This window comes from Ruegeria sp. O6 (assembly GCF_056535045.1).
In genome coordinates this window covers 55555-79918 of sequence record NZ_JBQERM010000017.1, presented here as the reverse complement: position 1 = coordinate 79918, position 24364 = coordinate 55555, and the positions used below count along the sequence as shown (strand labels likewise).

19 protein-coding genes are annotated in these 24364 nt (G+C 54.7%); 11 read left to right on the top strand and 8 right to left on the bottom strand.

The genetic code is table 11. From position 1 onward, the window contains the following. The first annotated feature begins 108 nt into the window (after window positions 1-108). On the top strand, window positions 109-561 hold the full coding sequence (locus ACR0DY_RS17690; protein ID WP_480547002.1) for an Lrp/AsnC family transcriptional regulator: 453 nt from the start codon (window positions 109-111) through the stop codon (window positions 559-561). 219 nt (window positions 562-780) lie between these two features. Here the strand turns inward: ACR0DY_RS17690 and ACR0DY_RS17685 are convergent, their stop codons facing one another. From ACR0DY_RS17685 to ACR0DY_RS17660, 6 genes are all read right to left on the bottom strand, one after another. Beyond that, window positions 781-1719 carry an HAD-IIA family hydrolase gene (locus ACR0DY_RS17685; RefSeq protein ID WP_480539138.1) on the bottom strand — a complete coding sequence of 313 codons (939 nt, stop codon included), beginning with the start codon at window positions 1717-1719 and terminating at the stop codon, window positions 781-783. Beyond that, window positions 1683-2498: a phosphonate ABC transporter, permease protein PhnE gene (gene phnE / locus ACR0DY_RS17680; RefSeq protein ID WP_480547005.1), complete on the bottom strand. Its 816-nt coding sequence runs from the start codon at window positions 2496-2498 to the stop codon at window positions 1683-1685. The genes ACR0DY_RS17685 and phnE (ACR0DY_RS17680) overlap by 37 nt, the downstream gene beginning before the upstream one ends. Then, a complete protein-coding gene (gene phnE / locus ACR0DY_RS17675; protein WP_209507091.1) occupies window positions 2498-3313 on the bottom strand; it encodes a phosphonate ABC transporter, permease protein PhnE in 816 nt (271 codons plus the stop codon). Before phnE (ACR0DY_RS17675) ends, phnE (ACR0DY_RS17680) begins: the two co-directional genes overlap by 1 nt. Then, window positions 3310-4104: a phosphonate ABC transporter ATP-binding protein gene (gene phnC, locus ACR0DY_RS17670; protein WP_267366602.1), complete on the bottom strand. Its 795-nt coding sequence runs from the start codon at window positions 4102-4104 to the stop codon at window positions 3310-3312. The genes phnE (ACR0DY_RS17675) and phnC overlap by 4 nt, the downstream gene beginning before the upstream one ends. A gap of 60 nt (window positions 4105-4164) precedes the next feature. Further along, window positions 4165-5139 (bottom strand): phosphate/phosphite/phosphonate ABC transporter substrate-binding protein, encoded by a 975-nt coding sequence (gene phnD, locus ACR0DY_RS17665; RefSeq protein WP_480483730.1) that lies wholly within the window; start codon window positions 5137-5139, stop codon window positions 4165-4167. A gap of 61 nt (window positions 5140-5200) precedes the next feature. After that, window positions 5201-6010 carry a DeoR/GlpR family DNA-binding transcription regulator gene (locus tag ACR0DY_RS17660; RefSeq protein WP_480483729.1) on the bottom strand — a complete coding sequence of 270 codons (810 nt, stop codon included), beginning with the start codon at window positions 6008-6010 and terminating at the stop codon, window positions 5201-5203. Window positions 6011-6234: 224 nt separating this feature from the next. On the opposite strand from ACR0DY_RS17660, the gene ACR0DY_RS17655 reads away from it, so the two are divergent. From ACR0DY_RS17655 to ACR0DY_RS17635, 5 genes are read left to right on the top strand one after another with little or no spacing between them, the layout of a single operon-like run. Then, entirely contained in the window at window positions 6235-6699 is a 465-nt protein-coding gene (locus tag ACR0DY_RS17655; RefSeq protein ID WP_480483728.1) for an NUDIX hydrolase, read from the top strand. 58 nt (window positions 6700-6757) lie between these two features. Then, on the top strand, window positions 6758-7783 hold the full coding sequence (locus ACR0DY_RS17650; RefSeq protein WP_480483727.1) for an ABC transporter substrate-binding protein: 1026 nt from the start codon (window positions 6758-6760) through the stop codon (window positions 7781-7783). Further along, window positions 7784-10000, top strand: coding sequence for an ABC transporter permease (locus tag ACR0DY_RS17645; protein WP_480483726.1), 2217 nt, complete (start codon window positions 7784-7786; stop codon window positions 9998-10000). It abuts the gene before it with no gap. Then, a complete protein-coding gene (locus ACR0DY_RS17640) occupies window positions 9997-11067 on the top strand; it encodes an ABC transporter ATP-binding protein (RefSeq protein ID WP_480547009.1) in 1071 nt (356 codons plus the stop codon). The genes ACR0DY_RS17645 and ACR0DY_RS17640 overlap by 4 nt, the downstream gene beginning before the upstream one ends. Then, a complete protein-coding gene (locus ACR0DY_RS17635) occupies window positions 11068-11634 on the top strand; it encodes a histidine phosphatase family protein (RefSeq protein WP_480483724.1) in 567 nt (188 codons plus the stop codon). Window positions 11635-11637: 3 nt separating this feature from the next. Here ACR0DY_RS17635 and ACR0DY_RS17630 read toward each other — a convergent pair whose 3' ends face one another. After that, window positions 11638-12429, bottom strand: coding sequence for an inositol monophosphatase family protein (locus tag ACR0DY_RS17630; protein ID WP_480483723.1), 792 nt, complete (start codon window positions 12427-12429; stop codon window positions 11638-11640). A 93-nt stretch (window positions 12430-12522) separates the two neighbouring features. Continuing rightward, on the bottom strand, window positions 12523-14571 hold the full coding sequence (locus ACR0DY_RS17625; RefSeq protein ID WP_480483722.1) for a dockerin type I domain-containing protein: 2049 nt from the start codon (window positions 14569-14571) through the stop codon (window positions 12523-12525). 228 nt (window positions 14572-14799) lie between these two features. On the opposite strand from ACR0DY_RS17625, the gene ACR0DY_RS17620 reads away from it, so the two are divergent. The 5 genes from ACR0DY_RS17620 to ACR0DY_RS17600 are packed head-to-tail and all read left to right on the top strand — an operon-like array spanning window position 14800 to window position 24287. Further along, the gene (locus ACR0DY_RS17620; RefSeq protein WP_480483721.1) at window positions 14800-18630 is read left to right on the top strand and encodes a beta strand repeat-containing protein; all 3831 of its coding nucleotides are present in this window, start codon (window positions 14800-14802) and stop codon (window positions 18628-18630) included. Between the two features lie 46 nt (window positions 18631-18676). After that, window positions 18677-19516 (top strand): SapC family protein, encoded by an 840-nt coding sequence (locus ACR0DY_RS17615; protein ID WP_480483720.1) that lies wholly within the window; start codon window positions 18677-18679, stop codon window positions 19514-19516. Beyond that, a complete protein-coding gene (locus ACR0DY_RS17610; protein WP_480898818.1) occupies window positions 19425-20849 on the top strand; it encodes a TolC family protein in 1425 nt (474 codons plus the stop codon). The genes ACR0DY_RS17615 and ACR0DY_RS17610 overlap by 92 nt, the downstream gene beginning before the upstream one ends. Further along, entirely contained in the window at window positions 20846-22993 is a 2148-nt protein-coding gene (locus ACR0DY_RS17605; RefSeq protein ID WP_480898815.1) for a type I secretion system permease/ATPase, read from the top strand. The genes ACR0DY_RS17610 and ACR0DY_RS17605 overlap by 4 nt, the downstream gene beginning before the upstream one ends. Next, the gene (locus tag ACR0DY_RS17600; protein ID WP_480483717.1) at window positions 22977-24287 is read left to right on the top strand and encodes an HlyD family type I secretion periplasmic adaptor subunit; all 1311 of its coding nucleotides are present in this window, start codon (window positions 22977-22979) and stop codon (window positions 24285-24287) included. Before ACR0DY_RS17605 ends, ACR0DY_RS17600 begins: the two co-directional genes overlap by 17 nt. Window positions 24288-24364: the final 77 nt, after the last annotated feature.

Genomic DNA, 24364 nt, shown 5'->3' with positions numbered 1-24364 from the left:
TCCTGATCTAAGTTGTTATCACTTTGCGCCTTTACTTTGAGCAATAGGTTGCGAATAATGCCAAGTTTAGGATCAATATTGGCATATTATGCTAATAGTGGAGAGAAGATGGACGCCAAAGACAGGCAGATCATTCGAGCGTTGCAGCGGGACGGGCGTATGACGAACCAGGATCTTGCTGATGAGGTCAACCTGTCTCCTTCACCGTGTCTGCGGCGGGTCAAAAACCTTGAGGCCAGCGGTGTCATCAAAGGATACAGCGCCGATGTGGACGCTGCCGCATACGGGATGGCGATTACCGTCTTTGTCCGCATCCGGCTTGAGCGGCACAATGAAACAGATGTGCAGAAATTCGAAAAACGCGTTCGAATGATCGATGAAGTTTTAGAATGCCATGTGCTGACCGGCGCAATGGATTACCAGTTGCGGGTATTGGTATCGGACCTCGAAGCATACGAAGACTTTATTCGAAACCGAATTCACCCGATCGGCGGAATAGCTTCGATCGACACCAGCTTTGTTTATGGAACAGTCAAGAAAACATCGGTTTTTCCAGCCTGAGAAAGTTTAAATTCTCGAAAGTGACCCTTAATATTGAGTTCCAGATTGTTAGGATGCGGTAGAACCGGATTCGAGTTTCCGAGACTATGGGTATTCGCCGTTAGAAAATTCGCCGACTAGATGCAGTCCTGTAAAAGCAACATAATCATTGTTACGCGCGCATTCTGCAAGTCAACGCTGCCCGTTCGCTCTGCCAAAAATACGCTTTACTTCAAAATCTTAAGGTCGGGTTACGACAAAATCCGGCACGATCGCTGCTTGTTTGATCGCTTCCTCGACATCATGCCCGGCGAAGAACCCAAAATCCGAGACAAGTGCGGAAGCCACTCCGGCATGACGCGCGCCCAGAATGTCAGTATGCAGACTGTCACCTACCATCAGAACGCGGGATTTGTCGACGGGCCCAAGTCGCTGAAAGGCAAGATCATAGATATTGCCGAAAGGCTTTCCATAAAACTGCGGGGCTACACCCGTTCGGTCGGCCAAACGGTGCGCGAAAAGACCGGGCTCTTTGGAAAAGCCGTACTCGCGTGGGGCAACGATGTCCGGGTTGCCTACCAATACCGGGCGGGGTCGGCTTAGCAATGCCGCCTCCAACATCGCCTGCCGGGTTTCGGTCCAGGCGGCTGACCCGATCATCAGAAAACCATCAACAGTTTCGTAGGGTTGCGGGTCATCCTCCAGATAGGTTAGTTTCAAATCTTCCAAATCGCGCAGCCCGGCGCTGGGTGTCGCCATCAAACCCCAGTGCAGCTCATGTTGACCATTCAGCCCGGACAGCAACGTAGCCCGACTGGTAATCACATCCTGCGGCGCGAAGTCATATCCCAGCCTGGTGTATTTCTCCAACAGCGTGGCATGAGGAAACCCTGCGGCATTCGAAACCACCAGGACACGTTTGCCCGCATCCGTCAGTGACTTGATCCGTTCAGGCGTTTCGGGGATTGCTGTTTCTCCGATATTGAGAACCCCGAACGCATCCAGAAGAAATACGTCAAACTCATCCATAATTTCGGAAAGGGTCTCGATACGACGATAGCTCACGTCGTTCGGTTCAATATCTGGAAGGCGGTGCCGGACGGCTTCGTATGCCTTAAAAGCCTCCTGCGCTGAGAATCCGGTCAAATGATCGCTCCTCGTACTTTTGCCGAAACCCATTCGCTGATCATGACCGCAAAAAGAATTACAATCAGGATGAGGCTGACTTGCGGCCACGCCAGAACATTAAGCGAGGCCGAGAGCTGCAACCCGATGCCACCGGCACCAACCAGACCAAGCACTGTAGACTCGCGAATATTGATATCCCAACGAAAGACCGCAATTCCGGCAAAAGCTGGCAGGATTTGCGGAACGATCCCATATGCCATGACTTGCCACCGCGAAGCACCGGTGGCTGTGATCGCCTCGACCTGACCGTGATCAATCTCTTCAATCGCTTCATAAAGAAGTTTAGCGCAGAACCCGATTGAACGGATGGCGATTGCTATGACACCGGCGAACACGCCCGGTCCGATGATAGCGATCAATAGCAGCGCCCAGATCAGCGAGTTGATTGAGCGGGTCGAGACAATGACCAACAAGGCAATGGGGCGGATGAACAACGCCGACGGGGTAGTATTGCGGGCCGCCAAAAAGGCAACCGGCACGGCCATGAACAGAGCGATGATCGTCCCCAGTGTAGCGATGTTCAGTGTATCCCAGATCGGGCGACCCAGCTGGGTAATATAATCCCATTTCGGAGGTGTTGCGCGGGTCCAGATATCGTTGGCGATACGGGGTGCGTCCCAGACGAAAAACCAGGTTGTCGATTCCGAAATGAGCTGCCAACAGTAGACAAAAACCGCTACTCCCAGAAGCCATCCAAACCAGCGAACCAGGCTTTGGCCGGTCGTCCGCCTGCGCCAGATTCGTGTATCGTCGCGTTCAAGAACCGGCATTACTGAACCCTCGCTCGGATTATTCCGGAAAGGTATTCAAGGGCCATGACGATCCCGATGATAAGGATCAGAATGGCGGCTGCCGTATCATATTCATATCGATCAAACGCGGTGTTGAGTGTCGCGCCAATGCCGCCTGCCCCCACCAGCCCGAGAATAGCGCTTTCCCGGAAATTGATGTCGATCCGGTACATGGAAAGACCCACAAGCCTAGGCATGATCTGAGGCTGAACCCCGTAGTTGATCCATTGCAGCCATCGTGCACCAGAGGCCTGAATCGCCTCAGCCTGAACTTTGTCCATCGCCTCGATATCTTCGGCCAAAAGCTTGGAAAGAAACCCAATGGTTGCGAAAGACAGCGTCAAAAATCCTGCCAGCGGGCCAAAGCCAAAGATGGCCACAAGCAAAATGGCAACGATAATTTCCTGCAATGCCCGGCTTAACGCGACAATGCCGCGGCACATTATGTAGATTGGCAACGGGGCGATATTACGTGCAGCCCCCAATCCAATCGGGATCGAAATCAGGATACCGACAACCGACGCGGCCACGGTCATCACAATGCTTTCCAGAAGGCCGGCCCAGATATCTGACCACCGTGAAATGAAATCCGGGCTGGTAAAGGCAAGGACGAACGCCCATCCCCTGTCCAGTCCCTCATAGACCCTGCCCCAATCAACATCGATGGTCATGAAAGCCGCAATCAGGTAAGCGAAGAACCCAAGTATCAATGCCCTGCGCAGCAACGTGTTTTTAATAAAGGCCGGTTTGCGCCAACCTTTTCCCAGCATGTCGTCAAGTTCTCGATGGCTCATTCTGCAGCCTCGACATCTTCATCCTCATCCACTTTTTCGATGGTCGCTTCCCAATCTTCCTCACCGTAAATCTCGGTCAGCTTTTCCGGGGTGAGCCCTGTTGGAAGACCATCAAACACGATTTCTCCAAAGCGGAGGCCCACGACACGGGGAACGAACATCTGGGCTAGTGCCACGTCATGGATGTTGATGATGGCTGCCAGCCCGCGCTCCTGACACAGCTCGGTAATCAGCCGCATGATCTGACGACTGGTCTTCGGATCCAGCGACGCGGTCGGTTCATCGACCAGCAACAACTTTGGGTTCTGGATCAGGGCGCGGCAGATACCGACCCTTTGGCGTTGACCACCCGACAACTCGTCCGCGCGTTTGTCAGCCATATGCAACAGCCCCACCCGGTCCAGCAGGCGGAAAGCCTCGTCCACATCCGACTGCGGATACCGCCGTAGAAAACTGCGCCAGAATCCGACATACCCCAACCGACCGGACAATACGTTTTCCATCACTGTGAGGCGTTCGACCAGAGCATATTCCTGAAAGATCATACCCATTTCGCGGCGTGCTTTCCGCAACGCACCCGACCCGAGTTTGGTCAGGTCCATGTCATCCAGAAGAACACCGCCGCTTGTGGGTTCAACCAAGCGGTTGATGCAACGGATCATGGTCGATTTTCCCGCGCCCGAGGGTCCAATCAGTGCAAGCACCTGCCCTTTGGGTACCTCAAGATCGATGGCCTTCAGTGCCTGATCTCCGGTCTTGTAGGTTTTCGTCAGCTTTTGAAGACGCAGCATAAATTGCCCCCGATTAGGGTGATTAGCGGGCCTTTTCAGGCCCGCTGGATTAAGCAAGACTTATTGGCAGGCGTAGGAGACGCCGTTTGCCGCGTCAATTTTGCGAATGACGTCCCAGAATTCCTGGTAAGTCATCTCAAGAAATTGGCCTTCGTTCGACTTGGAAAACTCCGCTTCAAGCGTCGTCCCTTCCCACTCGAAGTTGAAGAAAGCATTGCGGATTTTCTCCTGCAATTCGGGCGTCAGGTTGTAGACAGTGCCAAATCCGGTGGTTGGGAAGGTCTGCGATTTGTAAATCGTAACAACATCTTCCTCCTTGATCACATCCCGCAAAATCATCCGTGCCTTTACCGAATTTGCAATCGATGCCGCTGGATAGTCCTTGTTCGCCACACCAAGGATCGAGTTGTCGTGCTTTCCCGAATAGACGGGTTCGAAGTCGCGATCGGGCAGAAGATCAAAGTCACTTTTCAGGATCGCCGACGGTGCTTTGAAGCCCGAGTTGGACGTGGGTGACGTGAAGGCAAGTTGCTTACCTTTGATATCCTCAACCTTTTCGATGCCCGAGCCTGGGTAGGTGATGATCTCCATTTCATAACCGAAGTTACCGTCTTTTGAGGCCATAATCGTAAACGGTCGGAACCCGGCACAGTTTACTGCCAGTGGGTTGGACCCGGTGTTGAAGCCCGCAATATGCAGGCGTCCCGACCGCATCGCCTCGATCTGGGCGGCGTTGTTTTGGACCGGAAAAAAGACCACGTCCTTGCCTGTCTCAGCCTTCAGATGCTCTAGAAAGTCAGACCACGCGGTTTTGTATACGGCTGGGTCTTCGACCGGTGTATAGGCAAAAATCAGGGTGTCAGGATCAATTAGCTGGGAAGAATCTGTGGGGATATCCGCAATCAAATCCCCATCGACGTCGCAAAACCGCTCGTCCAGATCACCCCTCGGGCAATCTTGCGCCGAAGCTGTCCCGGAAAGCGACATGAGCGCAATTGCCGATGCCCCAACCAATAATCTGATGTCTATCTTCATGTTTTCCTCCCAGTCATGCGCGGTCTTTTTGCAGTCCGCTGTTCGTCATTCATTTCTGTGTTTACGGGGCGACAAGAATATCAACCTCGGCACCGTTGATCGCGTTAAGCAACTCTCCTGTTGGTTTCGTGTCGGAAACTATGGAATCCAGGTTGGTCAGGTCTCCGACCTGAGACAGGCCTTTACGGCCAAATTTCCCTGAATCGATTAAAAGATGTCGATTTGCTGCGCGCGTCAGCATCATTCTTTTGACAGCCGCAAAGCCGCGCACGGTTTCTGAAGGGCCTTCGACCGAAAAACCTGACGAGCCGATCATGCATCTGTCGACATTGAACCGAGACAGGAATTCCAGCGTTTCGGTTCCAATCGTCGCAGATTCGGTTGCCAGATATTCTCCTGGACAAAGCAGAACCTCGGCAGCCCCATGGCCGAGGGTCATTGCCACCGGGATTGAATTCGTAATCACTGTGCAAGGAGTGCCGAGATAGGCCAATGCACGGGCCATTTCGATTGTGGTCGAACCGGAATCGATCATGACCGTTTCACCATCACGAACCAGTCCCGCCGCGCTGATACCTATGCGTTCGCGCTCCTCAATCCGCGCGTTGGCTCGCTCGTCCAGACCTGGATAATGCCCTTGTGCCGGGGCAGATGCCCCTCCGTGCGCGCGTGCGATCAGGCCGTCATTCGACAGGGCGTCAAAATCCCTGCGCACCGTCTCGTTGGAGACGTTGAAACGCTGGGCCAATTCATTGATGCGAACGTGCGGGCGAAGCTTCAACTCCAGCAGTATTTGCTGGCGCCGGTCGGATTTTTTTACCCTACCCCGTCCCTTCTCAATCGTTTTGGCACGTATTTTCGTTTTGGACATCCAACAACCCAATCAGGTTTCAAACCCCACTTTTGTGGGATTTCGGGCATAATGCAATAATTTTTGTTGCATAACCCTCAGTAGGTTGTGACAATTCGGAAGAGTCCAAAGCGCAAGGCAAGAATGTGTGAATTGAACCGTTTCATAGTGAAAACCCAAGAACCACCGTTAACGACTGAAGGTTATTCTGGGTGCGCTATTGATACCGTGTCATTGAGGGCAGCATGAGCGACGGCAACATAACAGACCAGATTGCAGCACTTCCGATGCGCTGGGACAGGGATGGAAAACTACGCGTTCTGATGGTGACTTCGCGCGATACTGGGCGGTGGGTCATCCCAAAAGGTTGGTTGATGGAAGGAAAGAAACCTTGGCATGCCGCCGAAATTGAAGCTCTGGAAGAAGCAGGTGCAGTCGGGGCAATCTCGAAACAGCCGATTGGCCAATTTTTCTACGACAAGCGCTTTGAGGGCGCGAATAGCGTTCGCTGCCGCGTTACCCTCTATCCCATGGTCGTTGAAAAACTGAAGCGGCGTTGGAAAGAACGGGAAGAACGGACGCGTCACTGGTTTTCACCGGGGAAAGCGGCAAAGCTGGTAGAAGAAAGAGATCTGTCAAGTTTTCTGAGAAATCTGACGGGCAATCAGAACGCCCAGTCTGTCATTAACAAGCTACGAAAAGCTGGATGAGAAAGCGCCTGACAAAACAAAAGATACTGGTGCACGATAACCAAAGGGAGGAATGATAATGAAAAAACTTACATCCACGGCCGTCGGGTCGCTGATTGCAATAGCCGCATCTGTGTCGGCAGCGCAGGCAGACAAGCTGACACTCTATTGCTCGGCGCAGGAAGACTGGTGCCAACTCATGGCGCGCAGTTTCGAAGATGCAACGGGCATCGACGTCAACATGACGCGTAAGTCGTCAGGCGAAACCTTTGCCCAGATTCGTGCCGAAAGCTCGAACCCGAAAGGAGACGTTTGGTGGGGCGGCACGGGTGATCCGCATTTGCAGGCCGCCGAAGAGGGCCTGACAATGGAATACATGTCGCAAATGCGCGACCAGCTTCATGATTGGGCAATTTCCCAAGCCGAAAGTGCCGGAAACAGAACGATCGGCATTTATTCCGGCGCACTTGGGTATGGCTATAACGCAGACCTGCTGGCGGCCAATAACCTACCCGAACCCGCCTGTTGGAAAGACCTGCTAAAGCCTGAATACAAGGGTCACGTTCAGATGGCCAACCCGAACTCGTCTGGTACGGCCTACACAACGCTGGCCTCGATGGTGCAGATCTTTGGCGAGGATGAAGGTTTTGAGTTCATGAAAGGCCTGCATTCGAATATCAACCAGTATACAAAATCCGGATCTGCACCAATCAAAGCAGCCGGTCGAGGCGAGAACACGATTGGCATCGTCTTCATGCATGATGCGGTAAAGCAGGCTGTATCGGGTTTCCCGATCAAGGTAGTCGCGCCTTGTGAGGGTACGGGATACGAAATTGGCTCGATGTCCATTATTGAAGGCGCCCGCAACGAGGAAGAGGCGAAGAAGTTCTATGACTGGGCGCTGTCGCCCGAGGCGCAGAACCTTGCTCTTCAGGTCAGCGCGTTTCAGGTGCCATCGAACAAGAGCGCAGAAACGTCGGAAAGCGCGCCTGACATGAGTCAGATCAAGCTGATCGACTATGACTTCAAAAAGTATGGTTCCTCAGACGAACGGAAGCGTCTGTTGCAGAAATGGGACGAAGAGGTTTCGGTTCTGCCGCAGTAAATGGCCAACCATATTACAAAAAAGACCCGTCCGGTTCTGATCTTTTGGGTCATCGCCGGGTGGGTCGGGTTTTGCCTGCTGCCGTGGTATATGGTCGACGGCGGCCTGTGGTCATTCGAATGGCTTTTTGACGGCTACCCGTTTGACGAAGATTATGCCCCCGCTGCATTCCTGATCGCACAGGGTGAGAAGCTTTGGCTTGCCCCACTGTTGATCGCTCTGACCTTACCCCTTCTGGTGCTGAAGCGAGCCAAGTCTGACCCCCTCTATGCCCGGGTTCTGATCCTTTCCGGTGCGCTCGGCTTCGGCTGGTTGATCGCACAGGGATTCGGGATTGGCATCAGGGGTTTCAATTTCAATTGGTTGGACGCCTATTTTGGCGAACTTGGTGATCGCCAATTCGGTATGGGCTATGGCGCAATGATTTGCGCTTCAAGCTTTCTGTTCCTGTTGACCCAAGGCATTGCGGCAAGAGGTGCCATCAACGGTGACGTCTTTGTTGTTAGTGCGATTGGCGGTGTGATTACCATCGTCACCGTCTTTGTTTTTTTTCCGATCGCCAAGATGCTGTTCGCTGCCTTTGTCACTGAAGATGGCGCATATTCCATTGCTGTCTTCTTTTCAAAGTTCTTTGATGCCCGGCTTTGGGGGTTGGGGTGTTTTTATGGTGCCAGATGCGGCGCGGCATGGAACTCGCTGTTTCTTGCCATCCTGGTTGGCTTCGTCACGACTGCCCTGGGTTTGTGCTTTGCACTGGTCGTGAGCCGCTCGGGTTTCCGCTACAAACGCGTGCTGCGGGCTTTGACTGTTCTTCCGATCATCACCCCGCCATTTGTGATTGGCCTCGCGCTGATCCTGCTTTTTGGTCTGTCAGGCTCGGTCACACGGTTCGTCGCCGAGCTGTTCGGCACGCAGCCAACGCGCTGGCTGTACGGAATGCCAGGCATATTCATCGCACAGGCCCTTGCATTCACGCCCATTGCATTCCTCGTTCTTATCGGCGTGGTGGAAGGCGTCTCGCCATCTATGGAGGAAGCGGCCCAGACTCTCCGCGCCAGCAGATGGCAAACGTTCAGGACAGTGTCCCTGCCCCTGATGCGCCCCGGTCTTGCCAATGCATTTCTTTTGGGCTTCATCGAAAGCATGGCCGACTTCGGAAACCCGCTTGTTCTGGGTGGGAATTTCGACGTTCTATCGACCGAGATTTTCTTTGCCATCGTCGGGGCGCAATATGACCAAGGACGGGCCGCCGTTCTGGCCATGGTATTGCTGTTTTTTACTCTTTCGGCCTTTTACGCACAGCGTGTTTGGCTGGGCAAGAAAAGCTATACCACCGTAACAGGCAAAGGCGACGCAGGCGTGCACCCTTTGATGCCTACGGGTCTTTCTGTTCCAGTGCTGGTAATCGCTCTTGGCTGGGCGGTGTTCACGATCATTGTCTATGCAATGATCATCTACGGCAGTGTGGTCGAGCTTTGGGGGGTCAATAACTCCCTGACCCTAAAACACTACGTCACGGCATTCTCTGTTCGATTTGAAGAAGAGGGCATTCGTTGGACCGGCGCCGCGTGGGACAGCTTCTGGACTACCATAACCATTGCGGCGATTGCTGCGCCTCTGACGGCAGCGGTTGGGTTGGTCACGGCTTACCTATTGACCCGGCAAAGCTTTGCGGGAAAGAACGCTTTCGAGTTTGGGACCATGCTGTCCTTTGCAATCCCCGGTACGGTGATTGGTGTCAGCTATATTCTTGCCTTCAACGTTCCGCCCATCGAGATAACCGGCACAGGCGTTATCCTTGTTATCAGCTTCATATTCCGCAACATGCCGGTTGGGGTCCGTGCGGGCATCGCCAGCATGTCGCAACTTGACCGCAGTCTCGATGAATCCTCGCTGACCCTTGGTGCAAACTCGTGGCAGACATTTCGTCGTGTCATTCTGCCGCTGCTACGTCCCGCGATACTTGCCGCGCTTGTTTACAGTTTTGTCCGCGCGATGACGGCGATCTCGGCTGTGATTTTTCTGGTCAGTGCCGAATACGACATGGCAACCAGCTATATCATCGGGCGGGTCGAGAATAACGACTATGGTCTCGCCATTGCGTATTCGACGACGCTGATCTTCGTGATGCTGGCAGCGGTCGGTTTATTGCAAATTCTCGTCGGTCGGGTCCAGATCGGTCGGCGCACACAGAACACAACGGAGACACCCTCATGACCGACAACAAAATCGGTTCCAAGGCCGCCCCGGTATTATTTGAGAAAGTGTCGAAAGTGTTCGGCAAAAACGTTGTGGCTGTTGATAACATTAACCTTCATGTCGAAGCGGGAAAACTGGTCACGCTGCTTGGTCCGTCAGGCTGTGGGAAAACAACGACGTTGCGCATGATCGCCGGGTTAGAGATGGCAAGCTCTGGCAAGATTATGATTGGCGACCGGGACGTCACCAAACTGCCCGCAACAGATCGCGACGTATCAATGGTGTTTCAATCATACGCGCTGTTTCCCCACATGAGCGTGCTGGAGAACGTGATGTACGGCCTCACATTCTCGGGCTTTGCCAAGGATGAGGCTCGCAACCGCGCCTTGCATGGCTTGCAATTGGTAGGGCTCAAGGGGTTCGACAATCGCCTTCCCTCCGAACTCTCGGGTGGTCAGCAACAACGTGTCGCCGTCGCGCGAGCGCTGGTTCTAGAACCACAGGTTCTGCTGTTTGACGAACCGCTATCCAACCTTGATGCCAAGCTGCGACGCCAGGTGCGCGAGGATATCCGGGCCATTCAGCAAGACCTTGGATTGACGGTTGTCTATGTCACCCACGATCAGGAAGAGGCCCTGGCCGTCTCGGACGAGATCGTTGTGATGCGGAACGCCGCGATCGCTCAGATGGGTACACCTCGCGAGCTTTATGATGCCCCGAATGACCGGTTTGTTGCCGATTTCATAGGCGAGGCAAACCTGCTCAACTGTCAGATCGTTGCAACCGACGGTGATGCTGCAACAATCGAGATCGAAGGTTACCGTCACACTCTGCCGCGTCGGGGTTTGACCAATGGGCCCGCGACCATCGCTGTACGACCCTCGCGCCTTGTGATTGGTTCTGATGACGGCATCGCCGCTACAGTGGCCAAGGCAACCTATGTTGGTGTGCGGATGGAATACACACTGACCGGCGCATTTGGCCAGGTTTTTGCGGTCCACGATGATGTTGATGCACCGCTTGCACCGGGTACCGAAATCAGGATGGGGTTTGCGGGCAAAGGGCCGGTACTTCTGCCTGACTAGATGCCGAATTTACTGATCATCACTCACCCCGAGGTCGTTATTGATCCGGATACCCCCATTACGGAATGGGGTCTGAGCACGACAGGTCGCCGGCGCGCCGCATCCTTTGCCGCCAGTGAAGTTATGGCCAATGTCAGCCATATCTGGGCCAGCAGCGAACGAAAGGCTCGTGACACTGGTGAGATTCTGGCCGCGCCCTTGGGGTTGCCTCTAAATATCCACCCGGAACTTGGCGAGAATGATCGGAGTACCACTGGTTTCCTTCCACGGGAAAAGTTCGAGGCGGCCGCGGACGCATTCTTTGCCCAGCCGGATATTAGCTTTCGCGGTTGGGAAACTGCGGCCGACGCGCAGAGGCGCATTCACCGGGCAGTCTTGGAAATCACTCGTGCCCATGGCACCGGAGACCTCGCCATCGTTACACATGGTGCGGTCGGGACATTGTTGTGGTGTGAGCTTTCCGGGATTCCGATTGACCGCCAGTACGATCAACCGTCACAAGGCCATTATTGGCAGACAAGTCTGACAACTTTGCAACCTAATTCCACTTGGTTGCCAATGGCCTAGACGTTAAGCCCCCCAAGCGTTCTCTGCGATTTCCAACAAACTTTCAAATACATCTGGTGTACCGACGATCACGCGCCCACCGTCGCGGATCATCGCGTCGGCGTCTTGATCTTCGACAACACCGCCCGCTTCTGCAACCAACAATTGCCCAGCCAGACAATCCCAGGCGTTCATGTGTTCTTCCACATAACCCAGAAGTCGCCCGGCTGCGACATAGGCCAATGACAATGCACCGCTGGCGTTTCTGTGAAACATGGAACCGCGCTCGATCAGTTCTGCAACCACCGGCACGACGTGGCGAGTTTCGATCCGGTTCGAATACCCCACAGAAACCGTCCCATCCCGAAGAGCAACCCCAGAGGCCACGTGTATCGGTGAACCGTTCAGTGTCGCGCCCTCTCCGCGTGTTGCCACAAAGGTTTCATCCATACTCGGATCCCGGATCACACCCACCGCAGTGTGCCCTTCGGTGACACCGGCCAGAACAATCGTCCATACGGGTATGCCATTGACGAAATTCGTAGTTCCATCAATTGGATCAATCACCCAGTCAAAACCGCTCTTGCCTGTGGCAGCGCCGTGTTCTTCGCCAAATATCCCATCCTGCGGCCAAGCATCCATGATCTTTTGACGAATGAAGGCTTCGACGTTTTTGTCCGCGTCGCTCACCCAGTCCTGAGCACCTTTTTGATCGATAACCAGATTACTCCTGTCCAAGAAGTATTTCTCGGCTATCACCCCAGCTTCTTCACAGACCGCGATGGCAAAATCTCTGCGTTCCGAAAGACGATTCATGGCCTGTCCTTTTGTGTTTGTGTATCTAAGGCCAACATTGCGGTCCAAGCGGAAGGCTTGCAATGACTGAGTTGCAGCACCGTTCAATTCAATTCATGCCGCCTCGAGGTTGCCGAGCAAAATGGACGTCATATCGGCGGTTATCACCCCGTCTATGGCTACAACATCCATTCCAGTCTGATAATCAACGTTGCTTTTTGTAACTCCCGACAAATCCGCATCTGAATCCAAGAAGACCCATTGAGGTTCATGCGCAGTGGTTTTCCCAACAGCCACCTGCAAAATCGCCAGTGCATCCAGGGCATTGATGGTTCCATCTTGATTGATATCCGCTGCGATTAGGTTTTCCGCATCGGCGGGCCCCCATGTCGGATCGAGGCCAACCGAAATACGCAACACTTGTAAAGCGTCCATTGCGTCGATCTCTTTGCTTGCCGTCGAATAGTGCTTGATGATGTCCAGTCTTCCGGGGAACGTGCCATCCGGAAGGTCCAAGTCAAATTGTCCCTGATCGTCAGCCGTGACAGATACCGTGCCACCGCCGATCGGAGTGAATCTAATCTCCGCATCCGACAATCCGGGATTTACAGATCGGCTGTCCACTGTGATTGGCCCAAGCACGCCATCCGAACTGTCCGGCTTCAAACCGCCGAAATCACCGAATTCAACCGGAATGTGATCGGGGCCTTCAAACCCGGCCCCGAAAATATCGGTACTGGTCAGCGTTCCGCCCGAAGCGGACTGAACCTGCACCACCTCGCCCCGATACTCTATCCGCGCCCCTTGGGTGGTGCTGGTGAATGTCAGTTGCTGAGGGGACCGCAACAGCAGGTAGTCGAACATGTCCAGACGGTCCACACCCGGTTGAAAATCCGTGATCGTGGTCAGACCGCTGCCCGACTGCATCACGAAAATGTCGGCCCCTGCCCCACCTGACATGGTCGTAGCACCTGTTCCTGCTATCAGTATGTCATCGCCATCGCCACCCATCAGGGTGGTATCCAGAATACTGCCACTCAGCATGTCGTCAAAGGCCGTCCCCGATACTGTTCCAAACCCTTTGTTCACGACCCCAAGATCATCGACAGGAACCGAAATGACAGTGACTCCAGCGTCTTGTTGCGACGTAACCAGAATCTGCAACTCATTGCCGACGTGAGCAAGGCTCAGCGATTCGACATTCTGCAATCCACTACTCAAAGTGTCGGCGAAACTGTCCAGATAGACCAACTGGCCTTCCGGTGTCAGCGTGAACAATGTAAGCCCATCGTCGCCGCCACCCGCCACGACGAATACGCGCCCGTTGATGTCCACGACTTCAAGGTCCTGCACGGATTCAAAGCGGGTCGTGTGCGAATCCAGAATATGGTCTGTGGCGCTCAGGCTGCCGTCAGCTTTCAATTGAAGCACACTGAGCGAGTCGCTGCCTGCGCCCGCCACGATCACCCAGGGCTTGCCGTAGGCATCGATCGTTTCGACGGCTGTCGGAGTCGAGATTCCAAGGGTTCCCATGGCTGAACTGTTGTCAATCTCGGTCAACTGACCGGAAATGCTGTCGATCCGATAAGTTGAGACTGTATTGCTGGCCGCATCACTTGAGATCAGGAAATGGTCTGTTCCTGCGCGCAGCGTCTGCATCGCGTCTCCAGAGCCAGCAACAAGACCAGCAAGGCTCAGCGTTCCATCTGGATTAACAAGATATGTCCCGATTTGACCCGTTTCTTCATGAGCCATTGCCAGAACATCCATGGGTCCGATCGACACTTGAACAATCGCCGAGATATCTCCTCCTCCTGCCAGAGATCCGGTTTCCGTAAGGCTGTCCAGGGTGCCATCCACGTTCAGGTCATATCCGACCAACCCGACCGCCATATTCACATCCAGTACAAGTTGTTCGGATCCCGCCAGCGTTATCGGTGTGCCACTGCGACCAACGTGAAACGTGATTGTGCCGCTGTAATATTCCGTGTCGACCAGTTGCGGTAACGCGCCCTCGACCAGCCTCCAGACCGCGACGCCGCCACCCGGTCCGGTGACGGTATAAAGATACGTGGTTCCGTTAAACGTTTTTAAAGCCGTATCGCCGATACCTGAATCGAGCGCCGCGCTCCCCGTTGCCACCACACCTTCGAATTGAAGCATCACAGCCACACCTCCATCGCCACCCCTGGCCTTGACCAAAAGATGACCTGATGCACGGACCGAAACAAAAGCGGAATTGTGGTGAAAACGAGAAGTTCGGTTTCAGATTAACTCAATTTTTCACTTTCGATCGCAACAGTAACAAGTGGGAAAGACAGATGAGCCAGCCGTTATCAGCGCGATCTGTCTTCCATTTCGGTGATCGCGGAAACCACATGTGAGGGTAAGATGACCAAAGCACCAGAGTTCAACAACCGTCCGGCGGCTGAACCTTCGGAAACGGACCGCAAGCAACACATTCGCCAGTGGATCGATGGAAAACTTGGCCGCTGGGCAGGGCGCGGCGCGGCCGGCGGGTTGATTTCAACTTTGATGGCCTTGCCCGCGTTATCACAAGCCACAATCGAAGAACTGTATGCTTTCCAGTTCGCGGAAACCATTCCAGGCGTTCGCTCGGTCAAGTTGATGAAGAATGGCGATGTTCTTCTAAAAATGGCCGATGGCCGGACAATGATCGTGGCAGCTGAAAACGTCCAGATCCTGGACAGCGGTGCCATCATGATCGCTGAGAACGCGGTTCAGGAGATTGCCCAGTTCAGCGCCGTGGAAGCAGGTGTTTCCGCGGGTGCGTCCGCAGGCGGCATCAGTGGTGCCGGCGCGGCGTTGGGCGGATTGGGCCTGGCAGGGGCGGCTGCGGCCGCAGGAGGTGGCGGCGGTGGCGGTGAAGACAGCCCCGTCGTATCCGAACCCACCCCGACTTACACAAGCCTCAACCTCGCCGAGCTGCAATCCACAGCACTGAACAACGTCAGCACCAACGCCATCGCTCCCGAAGGGACTGCGACCATCGAAGTCACAATAGGGTCACTGGTGAAAACCGTGACACCCAACCCCGATGGCAGCTGGAGCATCTCTCTGACAGCAGCCGAAGCCAGCGGGCTTCCACAGGGTGTGTCGACGGTGACCATCAGGAACCTGGATGGGTCGGGGGCCGAGCTGTCGACACAATCCGTTCAGTTTGACATCGATACGGTCCCGCCAAGCCTGTCGATCACCGGGTTTTCTGACGGGCCGGTACTCAACCTGACAGAGCAGGCCACCGATCTGACGGTCACCGGTGTAACTGATGCTGAAGACGGGCAAATCGTAACGGTTTCACTGAACGGGCAAAGCTATTCCGGTACGGTTTCCGGAGGACAGTGGAGCGTAACCGTCCCGGCGGCTGACCTTAGCGCCTTGCCTGACGGCGCAATCGTAAATGTCACCGCAGACGTGACTGACGCGGCTGGAAACCCGGCCGCACAGGCCAGCGGAAGCTTTGATACGGATTTCACCGCGCCAAGTGTTTCTCTGGATCCTGTTGCGGGTGGATCAATTGACCTGATTGATGTGGCTGGTGACTTAACCTTAACGGGTTCCACCACGGCCGAGGACGGGCAAACCATCATCGTCACGTTCGACGGGCAGGTGTACACCGGCACTGCGACAGGCGGAAACTGGACTGTCACGATCCCCAATTCTGACCTCAGCGGTCTGTCCACCGGAACACCTGCTGCAATTGTTGTGGCGGTCGAGGATATCGCAGGCAACCCGGCCGTGCCGATTCTTGTTACTGTACCAGTAGACCTGACCGGCCCCTCAATTTCGATATCTCCGCTTTCCGTCGGCGCAGTTCTCAACGCCGCTGAAGCTGCGGCAAGCTTGGCTATAAGCGGGACAACCGCCAATGTCGAAGATGGCCAGCAAGTCACCATCACACTGGATGGTCAAACATATACCTCGACAGTGACGGGCGGAACATGGACTGTAACTGTCCCAGCCGGTGATCTGGCATCTTTGGCCGACGGAGGCAGCTTTCAGATCACTGCAGATGTCAGCGACGCAAACGGGCTGACAGCCCCTCAGGCTGATGTGACACTTTCGAAAGATGTCACAGGACCGACCCTCAGCATCGACACGTTCTCGACCGGCGCATTCATGAATGCTGCCGAACAAGCGGTGGACCTGACAATATCGGGCGCAACGTCGGCCGAAGATGGCCAAGTTGTGACCGTCACTTTGAGCGGTCAAATTTACACTGCTACAGCCACCGGAGGGTCTTGGAGCACAGTTGTCCCCGCTGCCGACCTTGCGGCCCTCTCTGATGCTGCCACCGTGGCGGTAACGGCGGATGTCTCCGACGCCGCAGGAAATCCGGCGTCACAGGCCAGCAACAGTTTCACGACCGATTTCACACCCCCTACCCTGGGAATAACCAGTATTTCTGACGGCACTGTCATGAACGCTGCTGAGCAAGGTACCGACCTGATTGTCTCGGGAACCTCTGACGCTCAGGATGGAACGGTCATTACTGTGGAGATCGCGCGCGCAGACGGAACTGTAGATGTAAGCGGTACAGCAACGGTAACCGGTGGTGTCTGGACCTACACCGCAACAGTTGCCGAACTTTCAGGCCTCCAGGACGCAAGTACCTATAATGTCACGGCTTCTGTTTCAGACACTGCTGGGAATGGCAACCAAATCTCGACGAGTTTCACAACCGATTTTACAGCGCCAGCAATCACGATCGACAGTTTGCCGGTTGGCTCCGTATTGGATGTAATGGAACAAGCTACAGACCTGACAATTTCAGGCACGACGACCTCGGAAGATGGTCAAATAGTCTCTGTCACGTTTGGCGGGCAAACCTATACAGGTGTTGCATCGGGTGGAACCTGGGCGATAACTGTGCCAGCCAGCGACCTGGGTGCGCTTTCCGATGGAACAAACTACACCATCACCGCAACAGTTGACGATATCGCTGGCAACAGCGCAGTAGCGGCAAGCAGTTCGGTAACAACGGACTTTCGGCCAGTTCTGATGCTGGACGATGTCGGCGTGAACAACGCAGTGGCCCTTGCTGATGCCAAGGCGTCAGGCATTACTGTCAGCGGTTCCTCTGCCGGGCTTTCAAACGGCCAGATTGTAGATGTTTTGCTGAACGGCAGTTCCGTCGGCAGCGCGACAGTAACCGCGGACGGATCCTGGACACTGGCTGTTGCGTCGTCAGATTTCGCCGCCATAGAAGCTGGGGATGCCCTGAATATATCAGCCCAGGCAACCGTTGCAGGGGGACCAGATCCCTTACCTGTATCGGATCAGGCGGTTGCTCATGAGCCAGCTGCCTACGTGCTCTCAGAGGTCGGGCGCAGTGGATCAACCGTTACATTTGCCATTTATGCAGATGCTAATCGTGACGTCTCTGGTGGCTTGGCTTTTACAGCGGAGCTTGAGTTTGACTCATCTGTCGCCACTTTCGACATCGGATCAGACACGGAACACAGCGCGTTTGATTTGTTCCTGGCAAACCCAGGCACAGGTGACATCATCAACTTCGCTGGGGCGGCGACTGTTTTTTCCGATTTGTCTCAGCCTCTTGTCACCTTCACGATGACAGTACAGGACGCTGCTCAACCCATTGAGTTAACGATCAAAACACCTGAAGGTGGCCCTGTTGCAGTTCAGTTTGGCACCAATGGCAATGACATCCTCACCGCGGCAAACACGGATACAATCATTCGTGGCGGTGGTGGCGATGACAGCATTGACATCACCGAAGCCGGGCGGGACGTCGTTGTCTTTGAAACCGACCCGAACAACAATGGCGTAGACAGCATAACCGGTTTCACAATTGGGCCCGCAGCAGATGTAACCGACGCTCTGATGTTCAGCGGACTGAATGTCGCTACGCTCCGAGGTGATGGCACGGGTTTTGAGCTTCTTACTGTCGGTGACACATTAGGCACAGACACTGGATTTGTAGGCCTCGATACCGTTCTTGCAGACCTCAATGCCGTTACACTCGAAACGGCTGTAGAGAGCCTTGCCGGAGCAATTGCAGGTGACGCGCTCTATGTGATGGCAACGGACGGAACGGACAGTGTCCTGATCAAAGTTGATTTCGTGACACCTGGCGATGCCAACGTCGAGACCCTCGCCACTTTCCATGGCCTCGCCGATCTCAGCGGCTTGACAGCCGACAACATCATACACACCGACCCAACCGGTGCGACGGCCTGAGCCAGCTCAGGAACAAATTGGCGTTCATCAGAAACACGAGGCAGTTATGGCACAGAATGGCTTAACCCCGGTCACACGAGTACGACATGGTCATCGGTTCTGGAAACGTTACACGTCGTTCGAATTCGCGCGCGATATGGTCGACTGCCCGGTGGCTGAGGCAGAGATCCTACAGGCAGCGGCCAATTTTCCGATCGCGTTCCGGAAATCCAAACGGGGATTTTACCCCGTGGCAATCTTATCGATGACACCAGACAAACCGACGCCATACGTGTCAGCAAAAGGGGAATGGCGCGCAAGCTATGTTCCCTCGGCACTACGGTGTGTGCCCTTTCAATCCCGACCACCTGAGCTTCAGGACGAAACCGGAGAGGGGGAATTTGACTTGCTTGTCAACGAAAGCCTGGAGCTGGTTACCGACAACCCCGACGATGAACCATTCTTTGACCGAACCGGAGCGCTGGGGGCTGAACTGCGAAATGTCCAGGCGTTCTTTCGCACTCTTACAGCATCACTGGAGAACACATATCAGTTGTGCCGTACGATAGGCGATATGGGGCTTTTTTCCCCACTCGCCTGCGCACAAATGGACGAATGCCTCGACGGTTACTTTGGTGTCAAGCTGGTTGCCTTGCGGCAAGTTCCTTCAGCGCATCTGTCATTGCTCGCCATGAACGGAGGCCTGCGCCTCATACATGCCCACCAAGTTTCCTTGACCCATTGCGCGTGGCTCTTGCCAGCTCAAATGCGCGTCGAGCAATTGGAGAAAAAGTCGTCGACCGGCGTTAGGTCGGGTGCTTCAGAATTTATGGAGGCGCTGGCAGCCGCCCAACGAAAGGAAAGCTTGCTCGACCATCGGTGGCAGGAGGGTCAGTATGCCATTTAGTAAGTATTCGCAGTATTTTGTCGCGCTCAGTCTGCTTCTGGTTTCGGTTTCCGCCTGCACGCGTCCACCCGATTTGACGCCTGTGACGATGTCCTTCGCAGCCCAAACAGCCGGTGCTGGGGCAACTAAACCATCAAAAACACTCAGTCACAGCGCCTTCGGGCAGCGGGTAAAAAAGGCGGTTGAGAACAGCCCAAACCTGGCGCAAGTCAAATCCAGAATGGGCATCGCGAAGGCCAAACAAGACGCGGCTGAAGGCGCTTTTCTCCCGGAGATTTCGCTGGGGCTAAACGCGCGATCTGAAAGGATTGCATCAGATATTGCGGATGTATCGCCGTATCTGAGGGTCTCACAATTGGTCTATGACGGCGGGGCGGCTTCAGGGGATCTGACCGCTGCGCGGGCACGTGTCTTGGAAAGCAGAGGCGATCAAATTCAAACGGCCTCATCCACTGCGCTCGCAGCTATCGAGACCTATGTACTTGTCCTCGATCAACGAAAGATTCAAAGCATCGCAGCACAGAATGTTTTGACCCATGAAGAGCTTGTTCGCCAGATAACCGACCGAACAGAAAACGGCGTCGGTTCAAGTGCCGACGTCCTGGCAGCCCGGTCACGCATGTCCGATGCACGCACAAAACTGGCTGATGCGTATGCGCGCACAGACCGTGCCGAAGCGCGGTTCCGCGAAGTATTTGGGGATGAACCTGGCACTCTTTCTGCACCAGTTCCGGCACCTGGGCTGGAAAGAAGTGACATGCAGATCATAATGAACAGTCCTCAGGTTCGGCGGTCCGATGCAAGCCTTCTGGCCGCCAAGGCGGAATGGTCCGCAGCGCAAGCGCGCCGCAGCCCTGATGTCAGGGTCGCCGCATTCGCAAACCAGGATAACAATCGTGACGCGAATTTTGGAGTGGATCTTTCTTTCAATTACGAGTTGGACAGCACCGGCCAACGCCGCGCCGCAATAGCAGCGGCGGAATCGTTGGTCAAAGAGACAGAGTTTGCGCGCGAGCAGCTTATCCGAGAAATTACGCGAGAATTGGGTTTTATCCGTTCGGATCAAAAAGCGGGTGCCGATCGGTTACGCGAAGCCCGAATTGCCGTAGAGGCTAACGCGGAAAGTGTCGCTGCATCCCGTGAACAATTTTCAATCGGCCGCCGTAGCCTCATTGAAATTCTGGATGCTCAGCGCGACTACGTAAATGCTCAGGAACGTTTGATCCTTGCGGAACAGAGCTACTTTCTAACCAATTATGCAGCCCTAAGCCTGACCGGAGACATACTCGACCTGCTTGGGGTTTCATTGGGCGACTGGGGCACTACACAATGAACGCATCCCACCCTGCCACCGATGCCTCGTTACTTACACCGTTTGAAGCCTGTCTGTTGAATATCTCGTCGGCACTTGAACGGCCATTGAGTCTCGCGGTGCTGCACGCGGCGCAAACTGGCGCAGATGGGGATTTGACAGTACGGGACATTCTCGCCCTCGCGCCAAAGGCGGGCATGCAGGCGGGATATGGGGCAATGCGCCTTTCCGACTTGGATGACAATCTGACACCCACCCTGTTGCTGTTGGCAGAGGGTAAAGCCGTTGTCTTTCACGGACGAACGCAAGCTGGCGCCTTTTTGGTCTTCGACCCAGAGCTTGGCGAAGGTATCGGTGAAGTTTCCGAAGACATGCTGGCAGCCTGTCATACCGGTTACGCAATCCTGTTCCGTCGCCATCACGACGGCGAAACATTGGACGGGCCCGGTTCACATGGCGGTCACTGGTTCTGGAACGCCCTGTCCGCCAGCCGGTGGTCATACGTTCAAGTCGCACTCGCTGCGGCGCTGGCAAACCTCCTTGGTTTGTCTACGTCCGTTTTCATCATGGTGGTCTATGACCGGGTATTGCCCAACGAAGCAACAGAGTCTCTGATCGCTTTGACCCTGGGTGTGGCGTTGGCACTGTGTTTTGACTTTGCCCTCAAGTTGCTGCGGGCGGGATTTATCGACAAGGCTGGGCAGAAAGCCGACTTGTTGATGGGCCGGCGCATTTTCGACCAGTTGCTGAACATCCAGATGAAATCGCGCACTGGGTCTACCGGTGCCATGACCAGCACCATTCGCGAGTTTGAAACTCTGCGAGAATTCTTTACATCCGCGACGCTGGTGGCCGTTGTTGACCTGCCTTTCATCGGGTTGTTCATCCTGGTGATCTATCTGGTTGGGGGACAACTGGCTTTGATCCCTGCACTGGCCGTACCGGTGGTGCTCCTGACAGGTTTGGCGGTGCAGCCAGTTTTATCAAGGATGGCGGAACGAAGCTTGTCCGATGGACAGTCCAAGCAATCAGTTCTGGTTGAGGCTGTCTCGGGACTTGAAACCATTAAAACAACGGCAGCAGGCAGAAAAATGCGCGCACGATGGGAACAGGCCATCGAACAGCAGTCAGCGCATGGTGCACGAAGCCGAACTGTCACGCAATTTGCCCTGAACCTGACCGGATTCACCCAACAGGCCGCACAAGTGCTTGTCGTATTTCTTGGTGTTTTTCTGATTACAAACGGGCAAGCCAGCATGGGTGCGCTGGTGGCTTCGGTAATGTTGACTGGTCGGGCGTTGGCCCCTCTGGGTCAACTGGCGCAGACTTTGACCCGCGTAAATCAGGCCAGGTGCGCCTATCGCAACCTCAATGCGCTAATGCATGCAGAAAGCGAACGCCCGGAAGGGCGCACATGGCTGACCCGATCTGATTTCAAAGGGGCAATTGCCTTCAATAACGTGCATTTCTCGTATTCTGACCAAAGCGAAGATACCCTGCATGGTGTCTCATTCACAATCAAGCCTGGCGAGAAAGTCGCAATTCTCGGTCAAATCGGGTGCGGGAAAAGCACGATTGCGCGCCTGCTATTGGGGCTTTACACGCCGCGAGTGGGCTCGGTCATGATTGATGGATTAGACATACGTCAGATCGACCCGGGTGACTTGCGACGCAATATCGGATCCGTTCTGCAGGATGTCTGGCTTTTTTCGGGGTCTGTCAGGGACAATATCGCAAGTGGCGCAGTCCGGCCCAGAGATTGCGACATCATCGAAGCCGGCCGTATTGCCGGTGTCGAAGAATTCGTGAACAGCCATCCTTCGGGCTATGACCTTCAACTCGCTGAACGCGGTGAGGGGCTTTCCGGTGGGCAACGGCAGGCAATCGCCCTGGCACGGGCACTTATCGGGCGACCTCCGGTTTTGCTTTTTGATGAACCAACCAGTGCGATGGACGTCAAAACCGAAGCCCAAGTGGTTCAACGCCTGAGTGCGTCAACCTCCGGGTCAACCCTGGTCATTGTAACGCACAGAACCAGTCTGCTGGAGCTTGTGGACAGGGTTATCGTTCTGGAAAACGGAAAAATCGCAGCTGATGGACCCAAAAGCCTGCTGACGCAGCACATGCGTCAGAAAGGGAGGCACCTGAATGTCGCAGCATCCTGATCTGGCGAAGTTGGCGCGCGAAATGCAGGGGCGGTCCCCCGTTCGTGGTTCATTGCTCTTGCTGTTGATCCTGTCGTGTGTTGTCTCGGCCGGGTTGTGGGCGCATTTGACCGAATTGGATGACGTAACGAGGGTCGATGGGCGGATCGTGCCTTCGGGAGACATACAGGTGATCGACGCCGCCGAGCCTGGCGTGCTGCGGTCGCTTCATGTGCGCGAAGGCCAGTTGGTCGACAAAGGGGCATTGTTGATGGAATTGGACGCCACACAAATCGACAGCCAACTTAGCCAGGAACAACAGCGCGCTTTCGGGCTGCAAGCCCGTGCACAACGTCTGCAGGCAGAAATAGATGGTACGCAATTGAATTTCGATGTGCAGTTGATCGAAGGTGCACCCAGTGTCGTGCGCTCGGAAACTGCATTGTATCAGGGTCGGCAAGCAGAGCTGGCGGCAGAAATCGCCATCTTAGAGCGACAACGTGAGCAAAAGCAGCGAGAACACGAAGAAGGTCTCGTGGATCAGGTAACAGCAGAAGAAACCCTAAAGGTGCTCGGTGAGGAGCGTGCAATCATAGCTCCGCTTGTTGAGCGGCAAATGGAACCGGCAACGACATTGCTGGCGTTACGGCGCAGCGAAGCCGAGTGGCGCGGCCGCAAAGTCCGTGCCGAAGCCGTGACCAGCAGGTTGCAAACCGGTTTGGATGAAATAGATGATCGGATTCAAGCTGCTCACAGCCGATTTCGAAGTGCGGCGCTTACTGAATTGGCCATTGCAACTGCGGAACTTGCGACCTTGCAACCCGCCTTGCCTGCCCTACGCGACCGCGCTGCACGAGCGCAGGTTCGCTCTCCGGTTCGCGGTATCGTCAACCGCATCCACCGAACCACCATTGGAGGTTTGGCGCGGAGTGGCGAAGATCTTGTCGAGATTGTTCCCCTGGACGACACACTATTGGTCGAAGCTTACGTAAAGCCCGAAGATATTGCATTCTTGCGTGCAGGACAGCCCGTAAAGGTAAAGATCACGGCTTATGATTTTGCGCGATACGGGGCGCTGGATGGTGAAATCGTACGGATTGGCGCCGATACCGTCACACGATCAGAGCGGAACGACGAAGAGGTGTTCGTTGTAGAAATTCGCACGAGCAACACCATGCTCGATGGAAATGGTGTCGCAGTGGAAATCATACCCGGCATGATCGCAGAGGTTGACATTTTGTCAGGTCGAAAATCCGTATTGGAGTATCTGCTGGAACCTGTCGTGAAGATAAAAGATCAAGCTTTGCGTGAGTGAGCGCAAAGACCAAAATATTCGTTCTTGCGACGCTTACTGTGTTTTCTATCTACACTGCCGGACGCAGAGGGGATCGA